This is a genomic window from Pseudomonas sp. ES1 (genome assembly GCF_050586605.1).
Taxonomy (GTDB): Bacteria; Pseudomonadota; Gammaproteobacteria; order Pseudomonadales; family Pseudomonadaceae; genus Aquipseudomonas; species Aquipseudomonas sichuanensis.
The window spans coordinates 13,000-38,118 of the sequence record NZ_JBOBDM010000059.1 but is presented as its reverse complement, the minus strand read 5'-3'; the positions used below and the strand labels follow the sequence as shown (position 1 = coordinate 38,118).

The 25,119-nt window shown below is 61.7% G+C and carries 22 protein-coding genes and 1 pseudogene; 10 read left to right on the top strand and 13 right to left on the bottom strand.

What is annotated here, in order from left to right; translation table 11 throughout:
* Positions 1-147: 147 nt before the first annotated feature.
* Entirely contained in the window at positions 148-582 is a 435-nt protein-coding gene (locus tag ACQ4N9_RS21670) for an RrF2 family transcriptional regulator (RefSeq protein WP_125858889.1), read from the bottom strand.
* A gap of 188 nt (positions 583-770) precedes the next feature.
* Here ACQ4N9_RS21670 and ACQ4N9_RS21665 point away from each other — a divergent pair, with 188 nt between their 5' ends.
* The 8 genes from ACQ4N9_RS21665 (at position 771) to ACQ4N9_RS21630 (ending at position 10,497) form a co-directional block, all read left to right on the top strand.
* Positions 771-2,372, top strand: coding sequence for an ABC transporter substrate-binding protein (locus ACQ4N9_RS21665; RefSeq protein WP_390969926.1), 1,602 nt, complete (start codon positions 771-773; stop codon positions 2,370-2,372).
* A gap of 28 nt (positions 2,373-2,400) precedes the next feature.
* Positions 2,401-3,360, top strand: coding sequence for an ABC transporter permease (locus tag ACQ4N9_RS21660; RefSeq protein WP_110992889.1), 960 nt, complete (start codon positions 2,401-2,403; stop codon positions 3,358-3,360).
* 3 nt (positions 3,361-3,363) lie between these two features.
* A complete protein-coding gene (locus ACQ4N9_RS21655; RefSeq protein ID WP_390969928.1) occupies positions 3,364-4,191 on the top strand; it encodes an ABC transporter permease in 828 nt (275 codons plus the stop codon).
* Positions 4,192-4,193: 2 nt separating this feature from the next.
* Positions 4,194-5,828 carry an ABC transporter ATP-binding protein gene (locus tag ACQ4N9_RS21650; protein ID WP_390969929.1) on the top strand — a complete coding sequence of 545 codons (1,635 nt, stop codon included), beginning with the start codon at positions 4,194-4,196 and terminating at the stop codon, positions 5,826-5,828.
* A 9-nt stretch (positions 5,829-5,837) separates the two neighbouring features.
* Positions 5,838-6,545 (top strand): NAD(P)H-dependent oxidoreductase, encoded by a 708-nt coding sequence (locus ACQ4N9_RS21645; protein ID WP_390969931.1) that lies wholly within the window; start codon positions 5,838-5,840, stop codon positions 6,543-6,545.
* A gap of 524 nt (positions 6,546-7,069) precedes the next feature.
* On the top strand, positions 7,070-8,173 hold the full coding sequence (locus ACQ4N9_RS21640; protein ID WP_258641952.1) for a polyamine ABC transporter substrate-binding protein: 1,104 nt from the start codon (positions 7,070-7,072) through the stop codon (positions 8,171-8,173).
* Between the two features lie 36 nt (positions 8,174-8,209).
* Positions 8,210-9,628 carry an aminotransferase gene (locus tag ACQ4N9_RS21635; protein WP_390969933.1) on the top strand — a complete coding sequence of 473 codons (1,419 nt, stop codon included), beginning with the start codon at positions 8,210-8,212 and terminating at the stop codon, positions 9,626-9,628.
* 53 nt (positions 9,629-9,681) lie between these two features.
* Entirely contained in the window at positions 9,682-10,497 is an 816-nt protein-coding gene (locus ACQ4N9_RS21630) for a helix-turn-helix domain-containing protein (RefSeq protein WP_223811829.1), read from the top strand.
* Positions 10,498-10,649: 152 nt separating this feature from the next.
* Here the strand turns inward: ACQ4N9_RS21630 and leuS are convergent, their stop codons facing one another.
* The 9 genes and pseudogenes from leuS to ACQ4N9_RS21585 form a co-directional block, all read right to left on the bottom strand.
* Positions 10,650-13,244, bottom strand: a complete 2,595-nt coding sequence (leuS, locus tag ACQ4N9_RS21625; RefSeq protein WP_390969935.1) for a leucine--tRNA ligase — start codon at positions 13,242-13,244, stop codon at positions 10,650-10,652.
* Between the two features lie 71 nt (positions 13,245-13,315).
* Positions 13,316-13,573, bottom strand: coding sequence for a hypothetical protein (locus tag ACQ4N9_RS21620; protein ID WP_390969937.1), 258 nt, complete (start codon positions 13,571-13,573; stop codon positions 13,316-13,318).
* Between the two features lie 49 nt (positions 13,574-13,622).
* A complete protein-coding gene (locus tag ACQ4N9_RS21615; protein WP_430933681.1) occupies positions 13,623-14,111 on the bottom strand; it encodes a DUF6714 family protein in 489 nt (162 codons plus the stop codon).
* Positions 14,090-14,353, bottom strand: coding sequence for a hypothetical protein (locus ACQ4N9_RS21610; RefSeq protein WP_390969983.1), 264 nt, complete (start codon positions 14,351-14,353; stop codon positions 14,090-14,092). Before ACQ4N9_RS21610 ends, ACQ4N9_RS21615 begins: the two co-directional genes overlap by 22 nt.
* Before the next feature lie 201 nt (positions 14,354-14,554).
* Positions 14,555-14,698: pseudogene (locus ACQ4N9_RS21605) on the bottom strand (RHS repeat-associated core domain-containing protein); the annotation flags it as partial.
* A gap of 125 nt (positions 14,699-14,823) precedes the next feature.
* Positions 14,824-15,177 carry a hypothetical protein gene (locus ACQ4N9_RS21600; RefSeq protein WP_390969941.1) on the bottom strand — a complete coding sequence of 118 codons (354 nt, stop codon included), beginning with the start codon at positions 15,175-15,177 and terminating at the stop codon, positions 14,824-14,826.
* Positions 15,178-15,197: 20 nt separating this feature from the next.
* Positions 15,198-19,949: an RHS repeat-associated core domain-containing protein gene (locus ACQ4N9_RS21595; RefSeq protein ID WP_430933679.1), complete on the bottom strand. Its 4,752-nt coding sequence runs from the start codon at positions 19,947-19,949 to the stop codon at positions 15,198-15,200.
* A gap of 325 nt (positions 19,950-20,274) precedes the next feature.
* Positions 20,275-20,601, bottom strand: a complete 327-nt coding sequence (locus ACQ4N9_RS21590; RefSeq protein WP_390969945.1) for an AzlD domain-containing protein — start codon at positions 20,599-20,601, stop codon at positions 20,275-20,277.
* Positions 20,598-21,332, bottom strand: a complete 735-nt coding sequence (locus ACQ4N9_RS21585) for an AzlC family ABC transporter permease (RefSeq protein ID WP_390969946.1) — start codon at positions 21,330-21,332, stop codon at positions 20,598-20,600. The genes ACQ4N9_RS21590 and ACQ4N9_RS21585 overlap by 4 nt, the downstream gene beginning before the upstream one ends.
* A 164-nt stretch (positions 21,333-21,496) precedes the next feature.
* On the opposite strand from ACQ4N9_RS21585, the gene ACQ4N9_RS21580 reads away from it, so the two are divergent.
* On the top strand, positions 21,497-22,375 hold the full coding sequence (locus ACQ4N9_RS21580; RefSeq protein ID WP_390969948.1) for a LysR family transcriptional regulator: 879 nt from the start codon (positions 21,497-21,499) through the stop codon (positions 22,373-22,375).
* Positions 22,376-22,386: 11 nt separating this feature from the next.
* Here the strand turns inward: ACQ4N9_RS21580 and ACQ4N9_RS21575 are convergent, their stop codons facing one another.
* Both ACQ4N9_RS21575 and ACQ4N9_RS21570 read right to left on the bottom strand, forming a co-directional pair.
* Positions 22,387-22,686, bottom strand: coding sequence for an AzlD family protein (locus tag ACQ4N9_RS21575; protein WP_125464332.1), 300 nt, complete (start codon positions 22,684-22,686; stop codon positions 22,387-22,389).
* Entirely contained in the window at positions 22,683-23,396 is a 714-nt protein-coding gene (locus ACQ4N9_RS21570) for an AzlC family ABC transporter permease (protein WP_390969950.1), read from the bottom strand. Before ACQ4N9_RS21570 ends, ACQ4N9_RS21575 begins: the two co-directional genes overlap by 4 nt.
* Before the next feature lie 118 nt (positions 23,397-23,514).
* Here ACQ4N9_RS21570 and ACQ4N9_RS21565 point away from each other — a divergent pair, with 118 nt between their 5' ends.
* On the top strand, positions 23,515-23,979 hold the full coding sequence (locus tag ACQ4N9_RS21565; RefSeq protein ID WP_125858878.1) for an Lrp/AsnC family transcriptional regulator: 465 nt from the start codon (positions 23,515-23,517) through the stop codon (positions 23,977-23,979).
* Between the two features lie 156 nt (positions 23,980-24,135).
* Here the strand turns inward: ACQ4N9_RS21565 and dapA are convergent, their stop codons facing one another.
* Entirely contained in the window at positions 24,136-25,002 is an 867-nt protein-coding gene (dapA, locus tag ACQ4N9_RS21560; protein ID WP_390969952.1) for a 4-hydroxy-tetrahydrodipicolinate synthase, read from the bottom strand.
* Between the last annotated feature and the right edge of the window lie 117 nt (positions 25,003-25,119).

Genomic DNA, 25,119 nt, shown 5'->3' with positions numbered 1-25,119 from the left:
AGCGCCTGTGAGATCGAGCGCCGCCCGCGCGGCGCATCGCTGGCAAGCCAGCTCCCACATCTGTTTCGGGCCAGTTACTCCTGTGATTTCATCGCTGTCCGCCTTGTTTGCCTGGCGTGATTGCTGGGTGGGCTTTGAAGCCTGCTGCTACACAACCTGCTCCTGCGGGGTATCAAACGCCACAAATAGCTGATCCGCGGTGATCGCCCCCAAGTCCAACCGCATGTTCTGCTCCAGCATCGCGAACAACCGGGTGAACACCTCGAACACCTTGCAGTGATCCTCCAGCCCGGCAAACGGGTTGTCGATCTTCTCGGCGATCAGCGAGCTTTCCTGCACCGCGTCATACACCTCGCGCAGGGTGATCTGCTGCGGCGGGCGGGCCAGGGTCACGCCGCCCTGGGCGCCGCGGTACGAGGTGAGGATATCGGCCTTGACCATCTGCGACACCAGCCCGCGCACGCGGGTGGGGTGCACTTTCACCCACTTGGCGATGGTCTCGGTGCGCAGCTTCTGCGGGGCATTGGCCGCCACGAACGAGAGAATGTACGAAGCCGTGATCAGGCGGGTCGACTGGCTCATGGAGGAAGTGGCTCCCTGCGAAAACGCTCATGTTACACGATGAAAATTGCCCTGCTCGGGCCCTTTGGAAAACAGCTTGTCGTGCCGCTAATGTATTTGTTACGGTAACAATTACAAATAATACACAGCTTCTACGCACTCCGCTTTGACCGAACAACAATTCCTTGCGGTTCAACAGGGGCACATGCATGAGCGATAACAACAAGAACAGTCCTCAGGCCATTCTCGACGGCGGTTTGCCGCGCCGGGACTTCCTGAAATACAGCGCCGCCGCCGCGGCCATCGCCGGGGCGTTTTCCCTCGGCCTGCCACTGGGCGGTCATGCCGCCGAGGCCACGCCAAAACCCGGTGGCACCCTGCGCCTGGGCCTGGCGGGGGGCAGCACTACCGACTCCAAGGACCCGGGCTCCTGGGTCGACACCTTCACCTTCATCGGCTTCTCGGCGGTGTACAACACCCTCACCGAAATCGCCGTGGACGGCACCGCCATCCCTGAGCTGGCCGAGCGCTGGGTCTCGAGCCCGGACGCGAAAACCTGGACCTTCACCCTGCGCCAGGGCGTGACCTTCCATAACGGCAAGACCCTCACCGCCGACGATGTGGTCGCCTCGATCCAGCACCACCTGGGCGAGAAATCCACCTCGGCCGCCAAGACCGTACTGGGCGACGTCGCCCAGGTTCACGCCAGCGCCCCCGACACCGTGGTGTTCGAACTGCACTCGGGCAACGCCGACTTCGCCTACGTGGTCGCCGACTACCACCTGGTGATAATGCCTGCCAAAGATGGCCTGGCCGACTGGCAGGCCGGCATCGGCACCGGCGGCTACCGCATCAAGGGCTTCGAGCCGGGCGTGCGCATGGACCTGGAGCGCAGCCCCGACTACTGGAAGCCGGGCAGGGCGCACTTCGCCAGCGCCGAGCTGCTCGCCATCGCCGACGGCGCCGCGCGGGTCAACGCCCTGGTCACCGGCAAGGTCGATGTGATCAACAAGGTCGACCTCAAGACCGTGGCCCTGCTCAAGCGCAACCCGAAACTGGTGATCGAGGAAACCAAGGGCGCCCAGCACTACACCTTCCCGATGCTCACCGACAGCGCACAGTTCAAGGACAACAACGTGCGCCTGGCCCTCAAGCACGCGGTCGACCGCGAGGCGCTGCTGGCCTCGGTGCTGTATGGCTACGGCCAGGTCGGCAACGACCATCCGCTGCAGCCGGCCAACCGCTTCATCAACCCGGCCCTGGAACAACGCGCCTACGACCCGGACAAGGCGCGCTTCTATCTGCGCCAGGCCGGCATGGACAGCCTCAAGGTGCGCCTGCAGGCCTCCGATGCCGCCTACAGCGGCGCGGTGGATGCCTCGGTGCTGTTCAAGGAGCAGGCGCGCCAGGCCGGGATCGACATCGACGTGGTGCGCGAACCGGCCGATGGCATCTTCTCCAATGTCTGGATGAAACAACCCTTCACCACCTCGTTCTGGTACTCCAGCCTGACCGCCGACCGCATGTTCAGCATCGGCTACGCCAAGGGCGCGGCGTGGAACGAGACCCACTGGGACAACCCGCGCTTCAACCAACTGCTCAACGCCGCCCGCGGCGAGATGAACGAGACGCTGCGCCGCGAGATGTACAACGAGATGCAGGCGCTGTGCCGCGACGATGGCGGGGCGATCGTGCCGCTGTTCGCCAGCTCCGTGGCCGCACGCTCGACCCGGGTGGTGCATGGCGGGCAGACCGCACCCTACGGCGAACTCGATGGCCTGCGGGTGATCGAGCGCTGGTGGCAGGCCTGAACTTCGCGTGCGTTGAAGGAGTGCAATGGTGAATACCCTTGGCAAGTTACTGATGCAGCGCCTGGCCCTGGGCCTGTTGTCGCTGTTCGCGGTGTCGGTGGTGATCTTCCTGGCCGTGGGCATGCTCCCGGGCGATATCGCCCAGGCCATGCTCGGCCAGTCGGCCACCCCGGAAACCGTGGCGGCGTTCCGCGCCCAACTGGGGCTCGACCTGTCGCCCGTGCAGCGTTTCGTGCAGTGGGCCTGGCGCCTGCTGCACGGCGATCTGGGCGTGTCCCTGGCCAACCAGCGGCCGATCGTCGAGCTGGTCGGCGCGCGGCTGGGCAACACCTTCAGCCTGGCCCTGCTGGCGGCGCTGTTCTCGGTGCCCACCGCGTTGCTGCTGGGCATGCTCGCGGCGCTTTACCGCAACAGCTGGTTCGACCGGCTGCTGAACACCGGTGCGCTGAGCGCGGTGTCGTTCCCGGAGTTCTTCGTCGCCTACATCCTGATCCTGGTGTTCGCGGTCAAGCTCGAATGGCTGCCGGGCATCTCCAGTCTGGCGCCGGGCGCGTCGCTGGGGGAGGTGCTGCAGGTGTCGCTGCTGCCGGTGGCGACCCTGAGCCTGGTGGTCATCGCGCAAATGATGCGCATGACCCGCGCCTCGTTGATCAACCTGCTGGCCAGCCCCTACATCGAGATGGCCCGGCTAAAGGGCGTGTCGCCTGCGCGGATCATTTTCAGGCACGCCTTGCCCAACGCCCTGGCGCCGATCGTCAACGTGGTGGCGCTGAACCTGGCGTACCTGGTAGTGGGCGTGGTGGTGGTGGAGGTGGTGTTCGTCTACCCGGGCCTGGGCCAGTTGCTGGTGGACTCGGTGGCCAAGCGCGACATCCCGGTAGTGCAGGCCTGCAGCCTGATCTTCGCCGGCACCTACATCCTGCTCAATACCGGCGCCGACGTGCTGTCGATCGCCAGCAACCCACGCCTGATGCACCCGAAGGGGTAGACCATGAGCCTGATCACACCTTTGCTGCGCGCGCCCCTGAGCGCCAAGTTCGGCCTGCTGGTGATAGTCGCCTACCTGCTGGTGGCGCTGTTCGCGCCACTGCTGGCGCCCTACGGCGAAACCCAGGTGGTGGGCGAGGGGTTCGCGCCCTGGGGCCCGGAGTTCCTGCTGGGCACCGACAACCTCGGCCGCGACATGTTCAGCCGCCTGCTGTACGGCGCCCGCAATACCTTGGGCATCGCCTTTTTGACCACCACCCTGGCGTTCCTGCTGGGCGGCCTGTGCGGGCTGATCGCGGCAATCAAGGGCGGCTGGATCGACCAGGGCCTGTCACGGGTGGTGGACATCCTGATGGCCATCCCGCAACTGATCTTCGCCTTGCTGATCCTCAGCGTAGTCGGCACCACGGCCACCTCGCTGGTGCTGGTGATCGCGCTGCTGGACGCCACCCGGGTGTTCCGCCTGGCGCGGGCGGTGGCCATGAACGTGGTGGTGCAGGACTTCGTCGAGGCCGCGCGGCTGCGCGGTGAGGGGCTGTGGTGGTTGGTCAGCCGCGAAGTGCTGCCCAACGCCGCGGCGCCTTTGATCGCCGAGTTTGGCCTGCGCTTCTGCTTCGTCTTCCTGTTCATCAGCGCCTTGTCGTTCCTCGGCCTGGGCATCCAGCCGCCCACTGCCGACTGGGGCAGCATGGTGCGCGACAACGCGGTGCTGATCACCTTCGGTGACGTCAGCCCGCTGCTGCCGGCCCTGGCGGTGGCGTTGATCACCGTGAGCGTGAACTTTGTCGTCGACTGGGTGCTGCACCTGTCCAGTGGCCTGAAGGAGTGCTGAGCATGAGCCAAGACACCTTGTTGACGATCCGTGACCTGCGTATCGAAGGGCATTACGAAAACGCCTGGCACCCGCTGATCAAAGGCATCGACCTGACCCTCAAGCGCGGCGAGGTACTGGGCCTTATCGGCGAGTCCGGGGCCGGCAAGTCCACGCTGGGCCTGGCCGCCATGGGCTATGTGCGCGACGGTTGCCGGATCACCGGCGGCAGTGTGTGCTTCGATGGCATCGAGTTGCTCCAGGCCAGCGCCGACACCCTGCGCAAGCTGCGCGGCCTGCGCATCGCCTACGTGGCGCAGAGCGCGGCGGCCTCGTTCAACCCGGCGCACCGGCTGATCGACCAGCATGTGGAAACCGCCGTGATCAACGGCGGTATCGACCGCGCCCAGGCCGAGGCCGAGGCGGTCGAGCTTTACCGTATCCTGCGCCTGCCCGACCCCGAGCACATCGGCCAGCGCTACCCGCACCAGTTGTCCGGCGGCCAGTTGCAGCGGGTGATGACGGCGATGGCCATGGCTTGCCACCCGGACCTGATCATTTTCGACGAGCCGACCACGGCGCTCGACGTCACCACCCAGATCGAGGTGCTGGCGGCGATCCGCGATGCGGTGAAGACCTTCGGCAGTGCCGCGCTGTACATCAGCCACGACCTGGCGGTGGTGGCGCAGATGGCCGACCGGATCATGGTGCTGCGCCATGGCAGCCTGGTGGAAGAGGCGCAGACCCGCACCATGCTCAGTGCGCCGCAGCAGGCCTACACCCAATCGCTGTGGGCGGTGCGCAATTTCCATACCTCTGCCAAGGCCTGCCCCAGCCATGAACAGCCGCTGCTGGAAGTGCGCCAGGTCGATGCTAGTTATGGCCATCAGCCGGTGCTGCACGATGTCTCGCTGAAGCTGTATCGCGGCCAGACGCTGGCGGTGATCGGTGAGTCCGGCAGTGGCAAGAGCACCACGGCACGTTTGATCAGCGGCCTGCTGCAGCCGACCTCGGGCCAGGTGCTGTATGAGGGGCAAGCGCTGCCGGCGGACTATCGCCAGCGCAGCAAGGAGCAGCTGCGGCGTATCCAGATGATCTACCAGATCCCCGACACCGCGCTCAATCCACGCCAGCGCATCGTCGACATCATTGGCCGGCCGCTGAGTTTCTATCTGGGCTTGAAGGGCAAGGTGCTGCGCGAGCGGGTCGCCGAGCTGCTGCGCATGATCGACCTGGAACCGGCCAAGTACATGGATCGCCTGCCACGCGAACTGTCCGGCGGGCAGAAGCAGCGGATCTGCATCGCCCGGGCGTTGGCGGCCGAGCCGCAACTGATCATCTGCGACGAAGTGACCTCGGCCCTCGACCAACTGGTGGCCGAGGGCGTGCTGAAGCTGCTCGACCGCATCCAGCGCGAGCTGGGCGTGGCCTACCTGTTCATTACCCATGACGTCGCCACCGTGCGCGCCATCGCCGACGAGGTGTTGGTGATGCAGCGGGGCAGGGTGGTCGACCACGGCAGCCGCGAAGCGATCTTCCGGCCACCGTACCGCGACTACACCGGCTTGCTGTTCTCCTGCGAGCCGGAAATGGACCCCGACTGGCTCGACCGTTTGCTGGCGGCCCGTAAAACCGAATCCCCCCTGGAAACCGTTTAAGGAACATCCATGAAAGTACTGATCGTTCACGCTCATCCCGAGCCGCAATCCTTCACTGCCGCGCTGCGTGACCAGGCGGCCGAGACCTTCCGTGCCCAGGGCCATGAGGTGCAGGTGAGTGACCTGTACGCGATGGGCTGGAACCCGGTGGCCAGCGCCGAAGACTTCAGCCACCGGGAGAACCCGGAGTACCTGGTGTATGCGCTGGAGCAACGGCTGGGGGTGAAGAGCGGGTCCATCGCGGCGGATATCCAGCAGGAGCTGGACAAGCTGCTGTGGGCCGACCTGCTGGTGCTGAACTTCCCGATCTTCTGGTTCTCGGCGCCGGCGATGCTCAAGGGCTGGATCGACCGGGTGCTGGTGTCGGGGGTGTGCTACGGCGGCAAGCGTTTCTATGACCAGGGTGGGTTGGCGGGCAAGCGGGCGCTGGTCACCGTGACCCTGGGCGGGCGTGAGCACATGTTTGGCGAAGGGGCGATCCACGGGCCGCTGGAGGACATGCTGCGGCCGATTCTGCGCGGCACCTTGGCCTATGTCGGCTTCGAGGTGCTGGAGCCGTTCGTGGCGTGGCATGTGCCGTATATCAGTGATGAAGCGCGCAAGGATTTCCTGCGCAGTTACCGGCAGCGCCTGGAGCAGCTTTCGGATGATCTGCCGATGGTGTTCCCGCGCCTGGAGCAGTTTGACGACGCGCTGTATCCACTGAAGCCGCAATAGCAGCGCCCACCGAGAAATTGCGCCATGCCAACAGGGCAGGCGCTGCCTATCCCACAGGCATAACTGGCCCGAAACAGATGTGGGAGCTGGCTTGCCAGCGATGCGCCGCGCGGGCGGCGCTCGATCTTGAGGGCGCTGCAAGGGTGCCGTCATGCACTTGGTGGCCCTCATGCGATCTCAAGACAGGCTGTTTGGCGTCACATTATCGGCCCTGAAAAATCAGGATTTGGTAATGGCCTCCAGGTGCATGGCGGGATATTGGTACAGGGCCACCAGGTGTCCGCCGGTGTTTTTGCAGCGCCTATGAGATCGAGCGCCGCCCGCGCGGCGCATCGCTGGCAAGCCAGCTCCCACATCTGTTTCGGGCCAGTCATGCCTGTGGCATCTCCGCTGTCCGCCTTGTTGGCCCGACACAAAATCGCATCGCCCCCCACCCATTCGGGGTATGGCCCCCATCCTTCGATCCCCCGATAGTTACCCCATCCGCTCACCCGAGCCGATCCTGATCACATGATGGAGTTGCTATGCGCAAGGCATTCAAGGTGATTTCCAGTCTGTTGCTGTGCTGTACCGCCACTGCCACCCTGGCCGGCGAGGCGGACAACGGCAACACACTCAGGTTGTACAACTGGACCGACTACATCGGCGAAAACACCCTCGCCGATTTCGAGAAGCAAACTGGCATCAAGGTGATCTACGACACCTTCGACGGCTACGAAACGGTGCAGACCAAACTGCTCACCGGCCGCTCCGGCTACGACCTGGTGATGCTCAACGCCTCCCTGGTGCCGCCGCTGATCAAGGCCAAGGTGTTCCAGCCGCTGGACAAGGCCAAGCTGCCCAGCTGGGCCAACCTCGACCCGCATGTGCTGCAGAGCATGCAAGCCTACGACCCTGGCATGGTCTATTCGGCGCCCTATACCTGGGGCAGCTCGGGCATCACCTACAACGTCGACAAGATCAAGCAGCGCATGCCCGACGCGCCCATCGGCTCGCTGGCCATGCTGTTCGACCCCAAGATCGTCTCGCGCTTCGCCGACTGTGGCGTGACCCTGATGGACGCCCCCAGCGAAGTCATTCCGCTGGCCCTCAAGTACCTCGGCAAAGACCCGAAAAGCGCCGCCCCCGCCGACCTCAAGGCGGCCCAGGACGTCCTGCTGGGCATCCGCCCGTTCATCAAGAAGTTCGATTCGGTGAACTACCTCACCAGCCTGCCCAACGGCGACGTGTGCATGGCCCTGACCTGGTCCGGCGACTACGCCACCGCCCAGGCCCGCGCGGTGGAAGCGAAGAAGGACATCAACCTGGCGTTCTTCATCCCCAAGGAAGGCTCGCTGATCTGGTTCGACAGCCTCTACCTGCCCAGCGATGCGCCGCATGCGGCCAATGCCCACCGTTTCATCGAATACCTGCTGCAACCCAAGACCATGGCCGAGGTGACCAACTACATCCACTACGCCAACAGCAATGCTGCCGCCACGCCCTTGGTGCAGGCCGATATCCGCAACGACCCGGCGATCTACCCGGACGACCAGACCCGCGAACGCCTGTTCACCCAGAAAGCCCAGGACCCGCAGGCCATGCGCGCCATCACTCGGGTCTGGAGCACGGTCAAGACCGGCATCTGACACCTTTCACCGTATCGCTTCGACAAGGAACCGCTCATGGCTACCCCCATTCGCAAGCTGGCCGCCACCGTTGACAACGACCGCCTGGTGCAGGCCGACAAGGCCCACTACATGCACGGCTACCATGTGTTCGACGAGCACGCCGAGCAGGGCGCGCTGAACATCCAGGCCGGTGAAGGCGCCTACATCCAGGACACCGAGGGCAACCGCTTCCTCGATGCCGTCGGCGGCATGTGGTGCACCAACATCGGCCTGGGCCGCGAGGAAATGGCCCTGGCCATCGCCGACCAGGTGCGCCAACTGGCCTACTCGAACCCGTTCTCCGACATGGCCAACCCCAAGGCCATCGAACTGTGCGAGAAACTCGCCAGCCTGGCGCCGGGCGACCTCAATCATGTGTTCCTCACCACCGGCGGCTCCACCGCAGTAGACACCGCCTACCGGCTGATCCAGTACTACCAGAACTGCCGCGGCAAGCCGCACAAGAAACACGTGATCGCCCGCTACAACGCCTACCACGGCTCCACCTGCCTGACCATGTCGATCGGCAACAAGGCCGCCGACCGGGTGCCGGAGTTCGACTACGCCCACGAGCTGATTCACCACGTGTCCAACCCCAACTTCTACCGGGCCGCCGACGACATGGACGAGGCCGAGTTCCTCGACTTCCTGGTGGCCGAGTTCGAGGACAAGATCCTCTCGCTGGGCGCCGACAACGTCGCCGCTTTCTTCGCCGAGCCGATCATGGGCTCGGGCGGGGTGATCATCCCGCCCGAAGGCTACTTCCAGCGCATGTGGCAGGTGTGCCAGACCTACGACATCCTGTTCGTCGCCGACGAAGTGGTGACCTCGTTCGGCCGGCTGGGCACCTTCTTCGCCTCCGAGGCCTTGTTCGGCGTCACGCCCGACATCATCACCACCGCCAAGGGCCTGACCTCGGCCTACCTGCCGCTGGGCGCCTGCATCTTCTCCGAGCGCCTGTGGAAGGTGATCGCCGAACCCGGCAAGGGCCGCTGCTTCACCCACGGTTTCACCTACAGCGGGCACCCGGTGTGCTGCGTGGCGGCGCTGAAGAACATCGAGATCATCGAGCGGGAAAACCTGCTGGCCCATGTAAACGATGTCGGCAGCTACCTGGAGCAGCAGTTGCAGACCCTGGCCGACCTGCCGCTGGTGGGCCAGGTGCGCTGCATGAAGCTGATGGCCTGCGTCGAGTTCGTGAGCAACAAACAGACCAAGGCGCTATTCCCCGACGAAGTGAACATCGGCGAGCGTATCCATGTGCGGGCCCAGGCCAAGGGCTTGCTGGTGCGGCCGATCATGCACCTGAACGTGATGTCGCCGCCGCTGATCATCACCCACGCCCAGGTGGACCAGATCGTCGATACCCTGCGCAGCTGCATCCTCGATGCCGCGCGGGAGCTGGCCGAACAGGGCCTGTACCACGGCCAATGACCCACCTGCCGCCACAGGTGCGCGCCCATGCCCCGGCCGGTAGACTGCGGGGCATGAGCCGAGCACACGAAAACACCACAATAAGCCTGCCGTTTCATGCCTTGCAGCAATGGCACGCAGCCTTGCAACAGGCCTTCGCCCACAGCGAGGGCCCGGATGCGTTGGCCTGGCTGGCGGCCGCCATCAGCCAACTGGTGGGCGCCGAGTCGATGCTGATCAGCCTGGAGCGCAAGGCCCAGGCGCCGCAGCTGCTGTACCAGCAGGGTATTCCGGACCGTTACCACGAGGCGGTGCTGGAACGCTATTTCGCCGCCGGCTACCTGCTCGATCCCTTCTGCCTGGCGGTGCAGAAGGGCCTGGCCCAGGGTTTCTATCACCTCGAGGACATCGCCCCGGACAACTTCTTCGACAGTGACTACTACAAGGCCTACTACCTGGGCACCGGTTGCAGCGAGGACAGCTACTTCATCGTCGACCTGGAGAATGACAGCAAGATCTCCCTCAGCCTGTTCCAAGGTTGCAGCGGTGCCCGGCTGGGTATCGAGCAGTTGCACCTGCTGCAGGCAGTCGAGCCGATGGTGCGTGAACTGCTGCTGCGTTTTGCCCGGCACGGGCTGGCGCAGCAACCGGAGGCCAAGGGCAGCGTGCAGGCCGCGTTCGACAGCTTTGGTTGCGGGGTGCTGACCGAGCGTGAGCGGGAAGTGGCGCAGATGGTGTTGCAGGGGCATTCGGTGAAGTCCACCGCCCATGAACTGGGGATCTCGCCGGAGACGGTGCGCATGCACCGCAAGAACCTGTATCTGAAGCTGGAGGTTAATTCGCAGTCGGAGTTGTTTGCGCAGTTTATCGAGTGGTTGCGGCGGGGGTGAGTCGAGGTTCTGCGAGACACGAATTGCGCGGCAGGCAAGTGGTAATGCGCTTATACCTTGAGGATGCAGTAGGATCTTTCACTGAGGTTGAACGAAAAGCCGGCATATCGCGAGAATGCCGGCATTTCCATGTGCTGGTGCCACCTGCACGGTCAGACGATGAAGTTCACCAATCGGTTAGGTACGACGATCATCTTTCCCGCACCTTCCAGATACTTGCTCAAGGCCGAATCGGACAGCGCCTGATGACGTATCGTGTCATGGTCTGCATCGGCTTGGACCTGGATCTCGCCGCGCAGCTTGCCATTGATCTGCACCATTAACTTCACTTGGTCCTGCCTCAAGGCGTCGCTGTCCGGAGTTGGCCACGCACTGTTGTAGATGGCGCCGGGGAACTCCAATACTTCCCATAGCACCTGGGTGATATGCGGCGTCACAGGTTGCAGCACTTGCAAGAGAATGGACAGGGTTTCCCGGCAGACTTGGCGACCCGCGCTCGGGGCACTCTCCAGCACCTTGAACAACTTCATGGCACCTGATACGACGGTGTTGTACTGCAGCCGCTCATAATCGTTATTGATTTGCTGCAGCAGGCTATGGGTCATGAAGCGCACTTGGCTGGCTTGTGCGGTGTTCGTCACATGGGCGTCGCTTTCGCTCCAACGCGTCTGCTCGTCGACGGCGAAATTCCACAGACGGCGCAGGAAGCGATAAGCCCCTTCGACACCGCTGTCGCTCCACACCGTGCTCTGGTCAGGGGGGCCGGCGAAGATAGTGAACAACCGGGCAGTGTCTGCGCCAAAGCGGTTGATGATGTCCTTGGGTTCGACCACGTTGTTCTTCGACTTGGACATCTTCTCCACACCGCCGAGGGTCACGGGCAAGCCATCTTCGATAGCTGTTGCGCTGATCGGGCGACCTTTTTCATCGTAATGCACCGATACTTCTGCGGGGTAGAACCATCGGCGGCTACCGTCCTCAGCCTTGCGGTAGTAACTGTCTCGCAACAGCATGCCTTGGGTGAACAGGTTTTTGAACGGTTCGCTGAATTCCACCAAACCTTCGTCGCGCATCGCCCTGGTCCAAAACCTGGCATAGAGCAGATGCAGCACCGCATGCTCGATGCCACCGATGTACTGGTCGATGGGCATCCAGTACCGATGGCCTGGCCCTACCATCGTGGTGTGGCAGTCAGGATCGCAGTAGCGCATGAAGTACCAGCTCGAGTCGACAAATGTGTCCATGGTGTCTGTTTCCCGCCGAGCGGGGGCGGCGCAGCGAGGGCACGCTACGTGAAGGAACGCTTCGCACTGCAACAAAGGATTGCCGCTGCCGTCGGGAATGCAGTCGCGCGGCAAGACCACCGGCAGGTCCGAGTAGGGCACTGGTACATCGCCGCAGTGTTCGCAGTGAATGATCGGAATCGGGGTGCCCCAATAGCGCTGCCGAGAAATTCCCCAGTCACGCAAGCGCCACGTGGTGGTCAGCTCGCCACGCCCTAGCTCGGCCAACGCATCGGCGATTGCCTGGGATGCCTGTTCCACCGTAAGGCCATCGTAGCTGCCCGAGTTGATCAGGCGACCTTCGCGGCTGGCGTAGCGATCCGACCAGGTCGCAGCGTCGTAGGGCTTACCTTCGAAAGCGATGACGGGGTGTACGGGCAAGTCATATTGACGGGCAAAGTCGAAATCGCGCTGATCGTGGGCCGGCACCCCCATCAAGGCTCCATCCCCATGCTCACCCACCACATAGTTGGTGATCCAAACAGCGATCGGTTCGCCGGTCAATGGGTGCTCGACATGCAGGCCGCTCGGTACACCAAGCTTGACCTGCGCGCCAGCGGCGGGGCTGGCCTGTGCCGCTTGCCGAAATGCCTGCACGTTCGGCTCAAGCCCAGGATCGAGCTGTGCGGCGCGTTTGGCCAGTGGATGATCGGGTGATACAGCACAAAACGTCACGCCCATCAGGGTATCGACACGTGTGGTGAACACCCACAGCCTGCCTGCGTCGATCATTTGCCCGTTGCTGTCCTCGACCGTGTGGACAAAGGCCAGGCGCACCCCACTGGCCTTGCCGATCCAGTTCCGTTGCATGCTGCGGACCATGTCCGGCCAACCTTCCAGGGTTTCGATGGCAGACAGCAGCTCTTCTGCATATTGGGTGATGCGCAGGTAGTAGCCGGGAATCTCGCGTTTTTCGACGAGGGCGCCCGATCGCCAACCTCGACCATCCACCACTTGCTCGTTGGCCAGCACGGTCTGGTCGACGGGGTCCCAGTTGACGATCTGGGTCTTCTTGTAGGCGACGCCCTTTTCCAGCAACTTCAAGAAAAACCACTGGTTCCACTTGTAGTATTCCGGATCGCAGGTGGCGATTTCCCGTGACCAGTCGAACGCCAGCCCCAACGGCTGCATCTGCGACTTCATGTCGGCGATGTTCATTCGTGTCCATTGTGCGGGCGATACACCCGACTGCATCGCGGCGTTCTCTGCGGGAAGACCGAACGCATCCCACCCCATCGGCATCAGCACGTTGTAGCCCTTCATGCGCAAGTGGCGGGTCAACATGTCATTGATTGTGTAGTTGCGCACATGCCCCATGTGCAACTTGCCGGAAGGGTAGGGCAACATGGAGCAGGCGTAGTACTTAGGCCGACTTTCATCTTCGACAGCTTTGAATACTTCATCGTCAAGCCACTTGGCCTGGGCCGTGCTCTCAACCCAGCTTGGATCGTACTGCTGTCGCATACAATGACCTCGATAATGGGGGCGCTGCGTGGCGATCAGTCGCCTGAGCCATGCGTTCTTGTAAGTTTTTCTCAGCTAGATGTATATCGCGTATAGTCAAAACGCCGTCGGCGGGTATCGTGGACATCGGTCAGTTGGTCGAAGACGCCGTAATGGTATTCGCGCTTGAACAGGGTCGATTGCTTGCCATCGCTGCCAGGCCACTGTTCCTGCGGCCTTCCCATTTCGTTCCAGCGTTGGGTGTGAACAAGCTTTTTGCCTTGATCGCGGACGATCTCACGGTGCAGGTCATCGCGCTCGAAGGCCAGCATTTCGTGGTAATCAAGCATGATGCCCAGCAGGTACCTGGCCTATAAATATTCGCTTTAGTGCATAGGCCTATTGCAGATAGTCCTTCCATATATAATCCAAAGCCTCTTGCGCATATTTATCATCATATTTAGATGCCAGAAATCGCAGTACTTTTGCAATTGCCTTCATCTCCTCGCCATTCAAGGTTGAGATTTTGTAGTAGTGATCATCTTTAGCATACATAAGCAACCTTGAGGCAAAATCCAAGGTCACAGCGTCTCCCTTGTAATAATGTTCTACAGCAAGCAATAAATACAGTGGGAGGTAATAGTTCCTGCCTTTTGGTGACATAAACGAAAGGCATGCTGAGCCGCCCCCGGAGTAGTCAGACCACAGAACCTCGAGTGTAATATCCCACCAAGCCCTGCCATTGAAAAAATTCCTGATTCTTGTGGGTTCAATAAATTCAGTATTGATTATCTCGTCAGCCCTTGGCGGGTTTCGCTTACCAAAAGCGAGCTCAACTTCGGAGCGCATCTCTAATTGCGCTTCACTTAACGAATTATGCTCTCGCATCTAGCTGCCACCTCCCACGCTTTAATTGATTCATTGCGATGCCCCAAATCACCGTCGGCGTAACATTGATTATTAATTTCTTCACGAGCATAACCACACCGAAGATTTCTCGCCCTATACAGGGATGCAACGACCGTATCTGTAACCTTGCTACAACTTCTAGGCTCACCTTTGCATGCACTTTCTACCTCATCCTGCAGTCGGTTCTGCTCTTCGGGCGAGCAATTTCCCGGCGGACGCATACCTGCCGCAACGGGGCTGACTTTACGCCCAGCGTTATCAAATAAAGTCTCTTGTTCAACAGGAGTATCCCCGGGGGTACTGACAATAGCACCCACGGCCACAGCTGCTGCCACAGTGCCGACGACAGCGCCAACACCACACCCAATCGGCCCACCCCAAGCACCAACTACACACCCAGCGGCGGGATTCAAACCAAGAGCATCTACATAGGTTAGGGGGTTACCCGCTGCGTAATCGTAAGTATTCAACCCACCCGCAAGCCCTATAGGATCGACAGTTAGATAGCGCCCTAGCTTTGGCTCGTAATAACGATAGCGGTTGTAGTGCAGCGCCGTTTCCAAGTCCTGATACTGCCCCTAGAACCGAATCGGGTTGCTCTCCCCCTGCAATCTGGCTCGCTCCGTCAGCGGCTTCGCGCCAGGATCTAGCACCCCGCCCTCTCTTAACGATATCGATTAGACCACCTTAATCAATTAGACCCCTTGCGGATAAACCTTACAAATGCGAACAAAGCCAACAACTCAACAAACTGGACCCCCCAATACATGAATCCATCGTAATGCGCCGAAACCGCGAACAAATAATAGTGGTAAGCCGTCAAGCCCAGTGCTGCCATAATCGCCTTAGGCAGGATTTTATCTTCAGCAAAAAACATCACTCCCAACCACGCACACAACGGCGCCAGCCCACCAACGAGAATGGCATGGCGAATAAATTCAATTGGAGAGGTCGCTCCAGCATGAACGGCCGCCAAAATAAAAAACACATAAACCAAAAATAATGGCAGCGCCAGTATCACCTTAAATAAAAGACCCACTTCCATCTCCGCTTAGCCCAAGGCCATTAATTTTTTGAGCACCCCAAAGATTGCGTAGAGTCCCCGGTCGGTAACATCCTTCGAGGATCAAAACCAAATTTTCCATCCCGATCAAAGGGTACTGGATTTGGTGAAATGCCTTGGAACCATATATTGCCACCGTAAAATCTCGTCGCCAGTCCTGCGCCATCGAACGCTTTATCATGATAAGCATCAATAGCATTTCCAGTTACCCCATTGACACCATGCGCAGCCACTTCAGCCTTATCACTCGATATCAAGCTTTGCCTAATGGAATCATAAACCCCTGACTCAGATTCAGATGTATATTTATAAATCCAAGCATTAGTAATTCCAGCCGTCAGCACAACATTAACGTCCGCCCGCTGGCCGCGACAAATTTTTCCCGCTGTCTTATAATAACTGCTTAAATCCCCCGTGGTCTCGCAAGCTCGAGAGTCATAATATGCACACACTGAGGTATCACCAATTCCATTCCAGTCCCAGCGAGCCAAGCCCATGGGATCAACATGAGTCACCGGGCTCGCACCTACGTAACTATAAGCATGCAGTCCTCCCTCATAACCAATTGGATCCTCCGATATATAGCGTCCCATACCAGGATCATAATAGCGAAATCTATTGTAATGCAATCCGCTTTCAGGGTCATGATACTGCCCTTGAAAACGAAGCGGATTTATAATTCCGAAAGATTCCTTCGAGGTAAAATACACACCAAAAGCTTTGTATTTAGCAGACCAGACGATACTGCCATCTTCGTCTGTCATTTCCATCGGCGTCCCAAGATGATCGCAGTGATACCAAAAAATATTGTCGAACCCCATCGGCTTCACCTCCGTATGCCACAACGGGTCCTGCTCGAAGTCATATTCCCGCCCACTCCAATCAGGTTGTCGATGCAAGCGAATAGGCGTATTGCGCACAGCCTGGGCCACCGGCACAAAACTGCCTGGCAGATACAGGTAGTGCACGGTCCTGCCGGTATCACCGTCGTCACGTGGCGGGGAGCTCTCCCAGGCAAGCGCGTTGCCATCCCAGCCGAACAGCGTGAAGCCGCATTTCAACTCGCGCTGTCGTTTGGCTCGCTGCATCTGGTTCCAGCCAGTACCGGCTTCAGGCCTATCCCAGTAATGGGCAACGGAATGCTTGTGCAACCTGCGCCCCAGCGCGTCATAGCTGTAGTCGACCTTGAGCCGGTCATCGTTGTAGTGCGTCAGGCGATCGAACAAGTCCCAGGTCAGATGAGCATGCTTGCCCTCTTGCAGCCGGTGAATCAGGTTGCCGCGCTCGTCGTATTTGAAATGGACACCGCCGTATTCGCGCAAGCGGTTGTCCATCAGCTTCCCATGCCTGGCCTTTTCTTCCAGAGGGCGATTGAGTTGTTGGGCTTTGTCAATGAGGTTGCCCGCGGGATCGAACGCGAAAGTTTCAACGCCTAAACGGCTGGCGGCCTGCAGCAGCCGGCCAAGCGGGTCGTATTGATAAGCCAATTGCCCACGACGCGTATCGCGAATACCGGTCAGTTGGCCGACCGTGTCGTACTGATACTCCCGTTTGAGCAGGACAGATTCGCCATCGGCACCGCCAATCAATTGCTCTTGCGGCCTTCCCCGCGGAGTCCACTGCTGCTTGTGCATGAGTTTGTTGCCTTGATGGCGAACAATTTCGCGGTGCAGGTCGTCACGCTCGAAGGCGAGCATTTCGTGATGATCGAGCGTCATGCCGGCGACATGGCCGCTACCGTAAGTCAACCAACTGACCTTATGGCCATCGGGCCGGATGGTTGCCACACGCTGGTTCAACGCATCGTACTCATGCTGCCAGACCAGATAATGCTGGTGCTCGCGGACCATGTTGCCGGCTTCGTCATGGAACCATTGCAACATGCTAACGGCATTGCGGGCCTGGAGCAGTTGGCCATTACCGTTGTAGGCATAATGTTCCGACTCCACATGTTCACTCAGGCTGGCCGTACGTTCGACCAGTCGGCCCATGCGATCGAAACGCATGGTTACGCGACGCTGGCCAACCTGCGTGAACGCCAGCCGCCCGGTATGCACGTCATACCGATAGTGCCTAGCCAAACCGTCGAAACCGGTTTCCTGCGACAAACGTCCGACCAGGTCGTAGCAGAACGCCGCTCTACTTCCGTTCTGGTTGTCCAGGCAGACCAGTCGACCTAGCTTGTCCCAGTGGTAGCGCAACGTGTACCCCGCTGCATCAACACGCTCACTTGGCAACCCAGCATGGGTATAGCTCCAGGTAGTAGACCGGTCCAGCGCATCGACATGGGCCAGCAGCCGGCCTTCGGCATCGTAGTGGAAGCGTTCTTCGCTCGTGTCGGGGTGGGTGATCCTGGCCAACTGACCGGCGTCGTACGCGAACTGAGTCTTCTCATCCATCGCATTGCTGGCCTGCACCAGGCGCCCCAGTTCGTCGTACTCCCATTTACTGGTCTTGCCGGAGCAGTCGGTGTATTCGAGCAGTTGCCCGGCGTCGTTGTACGCCAGCTTCTTCTCGTTGCCGTTGGCGTCCTTGATCGCCTTCAACAATCCCGTCGAGGTGTAGGCAAATTCGGTCTTGTTGCCCAGCGGGTCGACCGTTTCGACCAGGTTGCCGGCATCGTCGTAGTCGCGCAGCCACAGGCCGCCTTCGGCATCGCTGATCTTGATCAGCTGGTCCTTGTCGTCGTAGGCGTAGTGCACCACCGTGTGGTCGGCGCGGATGTGCTGCAGGCGGTTGCTGCGTTCATCGTAGGTGTAGCGATCCTGGCTGCCGTCGGCGTGCAGGTGGCGGATCACGTTCTTGCGGGCGTCGCGGAACAGCCACTCCGAGCGCTGGTCAGCGTGCTGGATGCGGTAGGTGTAGCCTTCGGCGTCGTAGTAGTGGCGAGTCTGGCCGCCGTAGGCGTCAGTCACGGTGGTCAGGCGGATGTGCGCGTCCCACGCCAGGCGGGTTTCGAAGCTGCCATCGTCGGCCCATTCGCGGATCGCCCGGGCGTGCGGGCCGTTGCCGTCCCATTCCAGGTTCAGGCCGCGCTCGGTGCGGTCGGTGTAGCGGGTGATCAGGTGGTGCTGGTACTGGTAGCGCCAGGCGGCGCCGTGCTCGTCCTGGGCGGCGATCAGGTCGCCTTGATCGTCATAGTGGTAGGCGCACAGCTGGCGCAGCGGCTTGCCGTCGACCACCTGCCACAGGCCCTGGATATGGCCGTGGTCATCGAGCAGCGTGCCCAGTTGCAGGTGGACTTTGGACGGGTCGTTGTCGGCGTAGGTGTTGATGTCCGACAGCACCGGGCGGCCGTTGTGGCTGTGCTCGTAGTGCAGCATCGCGCCGACGCCGTTGCGCATGACGATATGCACCAGGTGGAAACGCTCGCCAACGCGCTCGTAGGTCTCGTGGCGCTCCTGCCCGCGCGACAGGATGAGCTGGGTGTCGGTGGTGCGGGTCAGGCCACGGTACTCGATCGCGTCGTAATGGGTTTTGCCAACCTTGGGCAGCGGGTAGGCGTGGCTGCGGCCATCGATATCGTGCAGCAGCAAGCCATCGTCCTGCACATCGATGCAGGTGGTGAACGCGGTGATCCAGCGGGCGCCGAGGCTGGCGCTGTCGAGGGCGGCCAGGCGCGAGTGGTAGGTGCGGGTCCAGGTGATCGGGAACGGGCCGGGCAGGCTGAAATCGGTGTGCTGCAGGGTCTCGCTGCCCAGGGCAAAGTTGATGCTGTTGCAGGTGTTGGCCGGGGCGCCGTTCTTGCACGGGTTGGGGGCCTGGGACGCGGGCGCCTGCTCTTTCTGGGTTTCCAGCTTGCCTTCGGCCAGCTGGTGGCGGGCCTTGCTGGTGCCGCCGGGCTTGATGTTGGCCGCCACCTGTTGCGGGTTGCGTTGGCGCCACTGCTTGACGCTGCTGGCCAGGGTCTGACTCAGGGCCTCGATGGAACCGGGACTGCCAGCGTCGCCCAGCTTGAGGATCATGCCGCATATCAGTGGCGCCAAGGTGCGCAGGTGCGCGCTGTGGGCTAGCAGTTCGGCCTTGGCCGTAGGGCTGAGGGTGGGGCTGACGTTGGTCATGCCCTTGCCAGCGTGCTTGTAGGCGCTGAAGGCACCGGCCAGGTAGTTGTCGAGCGTGGCCAGCGGGTTGTGAATCAGCGCGCTGCTCGTGGCGGATGTCGGACGGGCGTGTTTTGGGCCGACGCCTTCGGCCAGGGTGGCCAGGCCACTGGCAATGTCGAGGATGATCTGCTCGCCGAGGGTGGCGGCCTCGGCGAGGATGCCCTTGAGTTTGCCGGTGGCCTGGCTGACGAAATTATCGAGGCTGCCGACGATATCGGCGTTGAGGTGGCCGGCCAGCAGTTCGACCGACGCATCGTCGAGCACCTGCTTACCCTCCTGGCGCACGAGCAACAGCATCGGCCGCAAGCTCATGCGTGCCGGCGCCTCACCGGCGGGCGAGGTGACCAAGGCGATCAGATTGAGGGCAAAGGTGGCGCAGTCGAGCGGGTCGGGCACCTTGCTGCGGGCCAGGGTAGCGATAGCGCCCAGTGCTTCGATCAGGGCGATGCTGTTGCCCGCCACTGGCACATTGCCGGCGACGGTCTTGAGGCGCTCAAGGGTGGCATGGCCGGCACTGACTTCCCGCAGCCAGGCGTCGAACACTGCGGCGCCACGGCCGACGTCCTTGGCCTGGATTTCGGCGAGTGGTGTGATCGCTACTTGTAAAATGCCCTTGCCTGAAGGGCTGGCCTTGCCGGGGGTGGTTGCCATTTGGTTTGGCGCTCCTTGCTGGAAAGGAGGTCGCCTGGTGGCTACGCATCGCGGGGCAAGCCCGCTCCCACAAGGGGGGCTGTGCAGTGCAATGGCCTCGGTCGGGCGACCTGAAAATGCAGGAGGGAAACCATACCGAGGCGGTATTCAGGAAGAAGTCAGAAGGTGTCTCGCGCGCAGGAAGGAGCATTCTTGAAGGCATGTAGCAAAAGACCTACACGTTCAAGGCGGGCATAAACACTCTGTAGTTAATGATTGTTTGAGGCTGTATTCATCGGCTTTCCGGAGCGCCCTCTGATCCTAGGGCATCACGCCCCAACGCCTGTCACATCCCCCAATACTTCAACGCCCACAACACCCCCATCCCAACCCCCAGTGTCAACAGAGTACTGCGCGTGCGCCAGGCCACCACGCCGGCCAGTATCGCCGCGGGTATCTGCGGGTTGCTCCAGTCGAACGCCGCATGCCGGTCCTGATACACCACCGCCGGCAGCACCAGCGCCGCCAGCACGCTCGCCGGCACATAGGCCAGCGCCCGCCGGAACCACGGTGATATGCGCAGGCTGCGGTAGTACTCGATGAACGACAGGCGCAGGGCGAAGGTGCCCAGGCCCGCCAGCAGGAACGTGATCCATTGCCATGCCTGACTCATGAGGCCTCCTGGTCGGCGTGCTGTTCCACGGCCTGAGCCATGCCAAGCTGCTCCAGCGCCAGCCCTGCAAGGATGCCGCCGAGCGCGGCCACCAGCATCCCCAGGTTGTAGGGCATGTCGATGGCCAGTACCGCCAGCACCCCGCCCACCGTTGCCGCCCCGAGCATCGCCCGGTTACGTATGGCGGGCACCAGCAGCGCCAGGAACGACAACGGGATGGCGAACCCCAGCGACCAGGTCGGCGGTATGCCGGAGCCCACCGCCACGCCCACCAGCACGGCGAGGTTCCAACCCAGCCACATGACCATAGCGGTGCCGAGGTAGTACTCGAAGGCGAACCGGCCCAGGCCCTCGCGGGCGTTGAGCCTGAGGGTGCACAGGGCGAAGGATTGATCCGAAAGCAGGTAGGCCATCGACCAGCGGCGCTGGCGTGGCAGGTTGCTGAAGTGCGGCGCCAGCGAGGCGCTGTACATCAGAAAGCGCAGGTTGATCACCAGCGCGGTGACCACCATGGTGATGGGCAAGGCGCCGTTCTGCATCAATTGCAGCACGGCCATCTGCGCCGAGCCCGAGTAGAACAGCAGGGTCATGCCCATGGCCTCACTTGGCGACAGGCCCATGTTGATCGCCGTGACCCCGGTGATCAGGCCAAACGGCACGATCCCGGTGGTCAGCGGCAGGACTGCGCGGGCGCCCTGCATGAAGGCTTGGGCCCTGTTGGATGGTTGCATTGGAGTGCCTTCTGAAATGGCCCGGCAAGCTGCGGCCGGGATCGCTGCAGGCCAGCGCCGATAGGGCTTTGGCAGGCCTGTGGAGGTCACGTTAATGCGCGCCAGAATTGCTGGCAACGGCAGATTTATGGAATATTAGGCCTAAAAAAACTAGGGCTCACACCATGCCGTTGCACGCGCCAACCCGCCATACCCTGCAGCTCAATGCACTGCGCGCCTTCGAAGCCTCCGCCCGGCTGGGGGGCTTTGCCCGCGCGGCCGATGAGCTGAAAGTCAGCCCGGGTGCCATCGCCGCGTTGGTCAAGACACTCGAGGCCCAGTACGGTGCCGTGCTGTTCGAACGCCACGCCAAAGGCGTCAGGCTCACGCCGCTGGGCGAAAGCGTGAAGGCCCAGTTCACCGAGGCCTTCGATGCGGTGGAAGAAGCCGCGCGTACCCTGCGCCGGCTGGCTGCGCCGCAGCGGGTGCATATCGTCACATCACCTGCCTTGGCGCAGTTGTGGATCGGCCCGCGCCTGCCGCGCCTGACCGAGCTGCTGGCGCCCATCGAGATCTCGGTCACGGCGGTGGACGAGCCACCCAACCTCAAGCGCAGCCCTTATGACCTGTGCCTGTTCTACACCGACAAGCCTGGGCACGGGCAACGCGTGCTGTGCAGTGAAGCGGTGGTCCCGGTGTGTGTCCCGGCCCTGGCCGCTGGTATCGAGCGCCCCGAAGATCTGTGCGACACGCGCTGCATCGCCGATGTCGGCTGGAGCGATTGGGCGGCGTGGGCTGGTGCGGTCATGCCCGATGTCCCATTCGTGGCCCAGGGGCCAGGGTTCTCGCTGTACTCCATCGCCGTGCAGCAGGCGCTGCTGGGCGCAGGTGTGCTGATCGGGCGGCAGAGCTTGGTGCAGCGCTACCTCGACTGTGGCGAGCTGATCATGCCGATTGCCCGGGCCGTCCCCCTGGGTGTCGATATCGCCGTATGGCGCCTGCCTGTTGCCCGCGGCAATCGAATGGTCATCAAGGTGGAGGAAGCGCTGGCGCAGTTGGCTTAGCGCTGCCGGCATCAATGCAGCACCGCACGCAACGCACCGGTGACAACGATGGCGAACAGCACCACCGGCAGGATGGAGTAACGCGTGGCGGCAAGCAGGGTCAGGGCCAGAGCGATCGAGTCGGCGGGGTCGCCGCTGACGAATTTGGGCGCGATCACCGCGATCAGCACACAGCCCGGTGCGGCGCTGAGCACTTGAGTGAGTTGCGGCCCCATGACGCGATTGCGCAACAGCAAAAAGCCCAGTGCGCGTGTCAGGTAAGTGACCAGGGCCATGCCGAGGATCGTGGCCAGGGTAGTGATGTCGATCATGGCTTGGCCCACAGGTAGGCGCTGACCAGGCCTGCCACGGTGCCCGCGAGGACGTACCAGCCGCTGGGGATCAACAGGTGGAACAGCGCGGCGGTTACCAGGCTGAACAGCCAGGGCAGGGCGGCGTGCACGCCTTTCCACATGCCCTTGAGCAGTACCAGGAAAACGGCGGCGAAAGCCATGTCGAAGCCATAGCTGCGCAGGTCGCCCAGCAGCGGCCCGACCAGCGCCCCCAGGGTAGTGAAGGTTACCCAGGTGGCCCACAGGCACAGCGACACGCCCATGTAGTAGCGCAGGCTGAAGCCATTGCGCCGACGGGCATCGGCCAGGCCCATGGCCCAGCTCTCGTCGCACATGAAAAACAGTGCGCCAAGCGCTTGCTTCAGGGGCAGGTGGCGCAGGTAGGGCGCCAGGGTGGCGCCCATCAGCAGGTGGCGGCTGTTGACCAGCAGGGTCATGGCGACGATCACCAGTATCGCCGGGGGCGAGGTCCACAGTTCGATGGCGGCGAACTCCGAACCGCCACCGAAGTTCAGTCCAGTCATCAACGCAACCTCAGCAGCATTGAGCTGGTGATGCGACGCCTGTGCGCCGAGTACCAGGGCAAACGGGATGAAGCCCAGCAGCATCGGCAGGGCGGCCACGGCGCCACGGCGCAGTTCGCTGTTGGGGGCGGTGGGATCGTTCAGGGTGGATTCAAGGGTATTCATGGTCACCTCCAGTGGAGGAGAATTATTCCAATCTGCTGTTGAAATAGGCTTGCGTAATTGCAAGGGCTCACTGAGGATTTGGCATCTGCTACCAATAACACTCGATTTGAGGTTTTCAATGCCAATCAAGCTTGATGCCATCGACCGCCGCATCCTGCGTGCCCTGCAGCGGGACGGGCGCCTGCAGAACCAGGAGCTGGCCAAGCAAGTGGGGTTGTCCCCGTCGCCGTGCCTGCGGCGGGTGCGGCTGCTGGAGGACGCGGGGGTCATCGAGCGCTACGTGGCGCTGGTGGACCCGGCCAAGGTAGCATTGGGCCTGACCCTGTTCGTGCGGGTGTGGCTCAAGCGCCAGGACCAGGAAACCACCGACACCTTCATCAACGCGGTGCGCCAGCTGCCCGAGGTGGTGGAGTGCCATGTGATGGCGGGCGACTGCGACCTGTTGCTACGGGTGGTGGCGGCGGATCTGGAAGCCTACCGGCGGTTCCAGGTGGCCCATCTGACCAGCCTGGATGTGGTGCAGAACGTCAAGACCGAAGTGCCCATGGAGAAGGTCAAGTTGACGACTGAGTTACCGGTGTAGCGCGCGGCTCGACCTGAGACGTGTTGGCATTGCAACCGAGCAGCCGCATACGCGTTGCGAATGCTCGGTTTACGCGACCGGTTGCGACCGTCTCCATCGCTCATGGCAATGCGGATACCTGGAGGTGGCTCGGCGAAAGCCACCGTCCGAGTTCGCTTATAGCGTTATCGACGGCAGGACTGACCGGAGCCGTTCCATGGCCAGTGCGCTGCAGGGTTGCATGGGCTCACGAAGTTCATTGGCGATGAGCCCTTGAACAGAGAGCGCTGCCTTCACCATGGCGGGGTTCGGCTCCGCAAATGCCGACTGAATCCAGGGCAGAAGCCGATAGAAGACCGAGCGAGCTGCACCAACGTCGCCTTCGTCCATGTGGCGCACCAGTTGAACGTAGAGTTCAGCATGGATGTGAGCTGATGCCGAGATGGCGCCGGCACCTCCCAGGGCGAGATTGGTGAATATCTGGATATCCTCGCCGGTTAGCATCTGAGCATGGCCGTCGTTGATCAGTGCCATCGTTGTTTCGATATCGCCACCGCAGTCTTTCACCGCGGCAATGTTCGAGTGACGCACGATCCGTCGTAGTGTCTCGCGCTCGATCCTCACACCCGTCCGATACGGAATGTCGTAGACCACCACGGGCACTGACGATGCATCAGCCACGGCCTGGAAGTAGGATTCGATGCCTTGTTGAGATGGGCGGATGTAGTAGGGCGCTGGGACAAGCACGCCAGCGATGTCGTGGCGCTGGATTTTCTGCTGGAACGCCAGGACTTCCTGCAGGTTGTTGCCCGAGAGCCCCATGATCACTTGGCCTGGCTGGGCGACTTCAAGCACGGCATTCAGCGCCTCGAGCTGTTCATCTTTGCTCATTGCTGCAGCTTCGCCCGTGGTACCGCATACCACCAGGCCTCTTACACCTTCATTAAGGAGCTTCTTGGCCAAGCCCTGAAGGGCGTCGAAATCGACTTGCCCCGAACGGAAAGGTGTGACCAGTGCAACCCAGATACCGCGCAAATTAGACATGCATTACTCCTCAGGCAGACCGATTAGTCGACGTCAGAGGAGGGGATGGGAATCAAGCGGGGGAGACCTGGCGCTATCTGTCCTGTCAGCTCATCTGACGGGACAGCGCCCCGGTCA

Excerpts from the sequence above, each read along its gene's own strand:
- ACQ4N9_RS21670 (WP_125858889.1), bottom strand. The coding sequence starts at position 582 with ATGAGCCAGTCGACCCGCCTGATCACGGCTTCGTACATTCTCTCGTTC.
- ACQ4N9_RS21665 (WP_390969926.1), top strand. The coding sequence starts at position 771 with ATGAGCGATAACAACAAGAACAGTCCTCAGGCCATTCTCGACGGCGGT.
- ACQ4N9_RS21655 (WP_390969928.1), top strand. The coding sequence starts at position 3,364 with ATGAGCCTGATCACACCTTTGCTGCGCGCGCCCCTGAGCGCCAAGTTC.
- ACQ4N9_RS21650 (WP_390969929.1), top strand. The coding sequence starts at position 4,194 with ATGAGCCAAGACACCTTGTTGACGATCCGTGACCTGCGTATCGAAGGG.
- ACQ4N9_RS21645 (WP_390969931.1), top strand. The coding sequence starts at position 5,838 with ATGAAAGTACTGATCGTTCACGCTCATCCCGAGCCGCAATCCTTCACT.
- ACQ4N9_RS21640 (WP_258641952.1), top strand. The coding sequence starts at position 7,070 with ATGCGCAAGGCATTCAAGGTGATTTCCAGTCTGTTGCTGTGCTGTACC.
- ACQ4N9_RS21635 (WP_390969933.1), top strand. The coding sequence starts at position 8,210 with ATGGCTACCCCCATTCGCAAGCTGGCCGCCACCGTTGACAACGACCGC.
- ACQ4N9_RS21630 (WP_223811829.1), top strand. The coding sequence starts at position 9,682 with ATGAGCCGAGCACACGAAAACACCACAATAAGCCTGCCGTTTCATGCC.
- leuS (WP_390969935.1), bottom strand. The coding sequence starts at position 13,244 with ATGCGACAGCAGTACGATCCAAGCTGGGTTGAGAGCACGGCCCAGGCC.
- ACQ4N9_RS21620 (WP_390969937.1), bottom strand. The coding sequence starts at position 13,573 with ATGCTTGATTACCACGAAATGCTGGCCTTCGAGCGCGATGACCTGCAC.
- ACQ4N9_RS21615 (WP_430933681.1), bottom strand. The coding sequence starts at position 14,111 with ATGCGAGAGCATAATTCGTTAAGTGAAGCGCAATTAGAGATGCGCTCC.
- ACQ4N9_RS21610 (WP_390969983.1), bottom strand. The coding sequence starts at position 14,353 with ATGCGTCCGCCGGGAAATTGCTCGCCCGAAGAGCAGAACCGACTGCAG.
- ACQ4N9_RS21600 (WP_390969941.1), bottom strand. The coding sequence starts at position 15,177 with ATGGAAGTGGGTCTTTTATTTAAGGTGATACTGGCGCTGCCATTATTT.
- ACQ4N9_RS21595 (WP_430933679.1), bottom strand. The coding sequence starts at position 19,949 with ATGGCAACCACCCCCGGCAAGGCCAGCCCTTCAGGCAAGGGCATTTTA.
- ACQ4N9_RS21590 (WP_390969945.1), bottom strand. The coding sequence starts at position 20,601 with ATGAGTCAGGCATGGCAATGGATCACGTTCCTGCTGGCGGGCCTGGGC.
- ACQ4N9_RS21585 (WP_390969946.1), bottom strand. The coding sequence starts at position 21,332 with ATGCAACCATCCAACAGGGCCCAAGCCTTCATGCAGGGCGCCCGCGCA.
- ACQ4N9_RS21580 (WP_390969948.1), top strand. The coding sequence starts at position 21,497 with ATGCCGTTGCACGCGCCAACCCGCCATACCCTGCAGCTCAATGCACTG.
- ACQ4N9_RS21575 (WP_125464332.1), bottom strand. The coding sequence starts at position 22,686 with ATGATCGACATCACTACCCTGGCCACGATCCTCGGCATGGCCCTGGTC.
- ACQ4N9_RS21570 (WP_390969950.1), bottom strand. The coding sequence starts at position 23,396 with ATGAATACCCTTGAATCCACCCTGAACGATCCCACCGCCCCCAACAGC.
- ACQ4N9_RS21565 (WP_125858878.1), top strand. The coding sequence starts at position 23,515 with ATGCCAATCAAGCTTGATGCCATCGACCGCCGCATCCTGCGTGCCCTG.
- dapA (WP_390969952.1), bottom strand. The coding sequence starts at position 25,002 with ATGTCTAATTTGCGCGGTATCTGGGTTGCACTGGTCACACCTTTCCGT.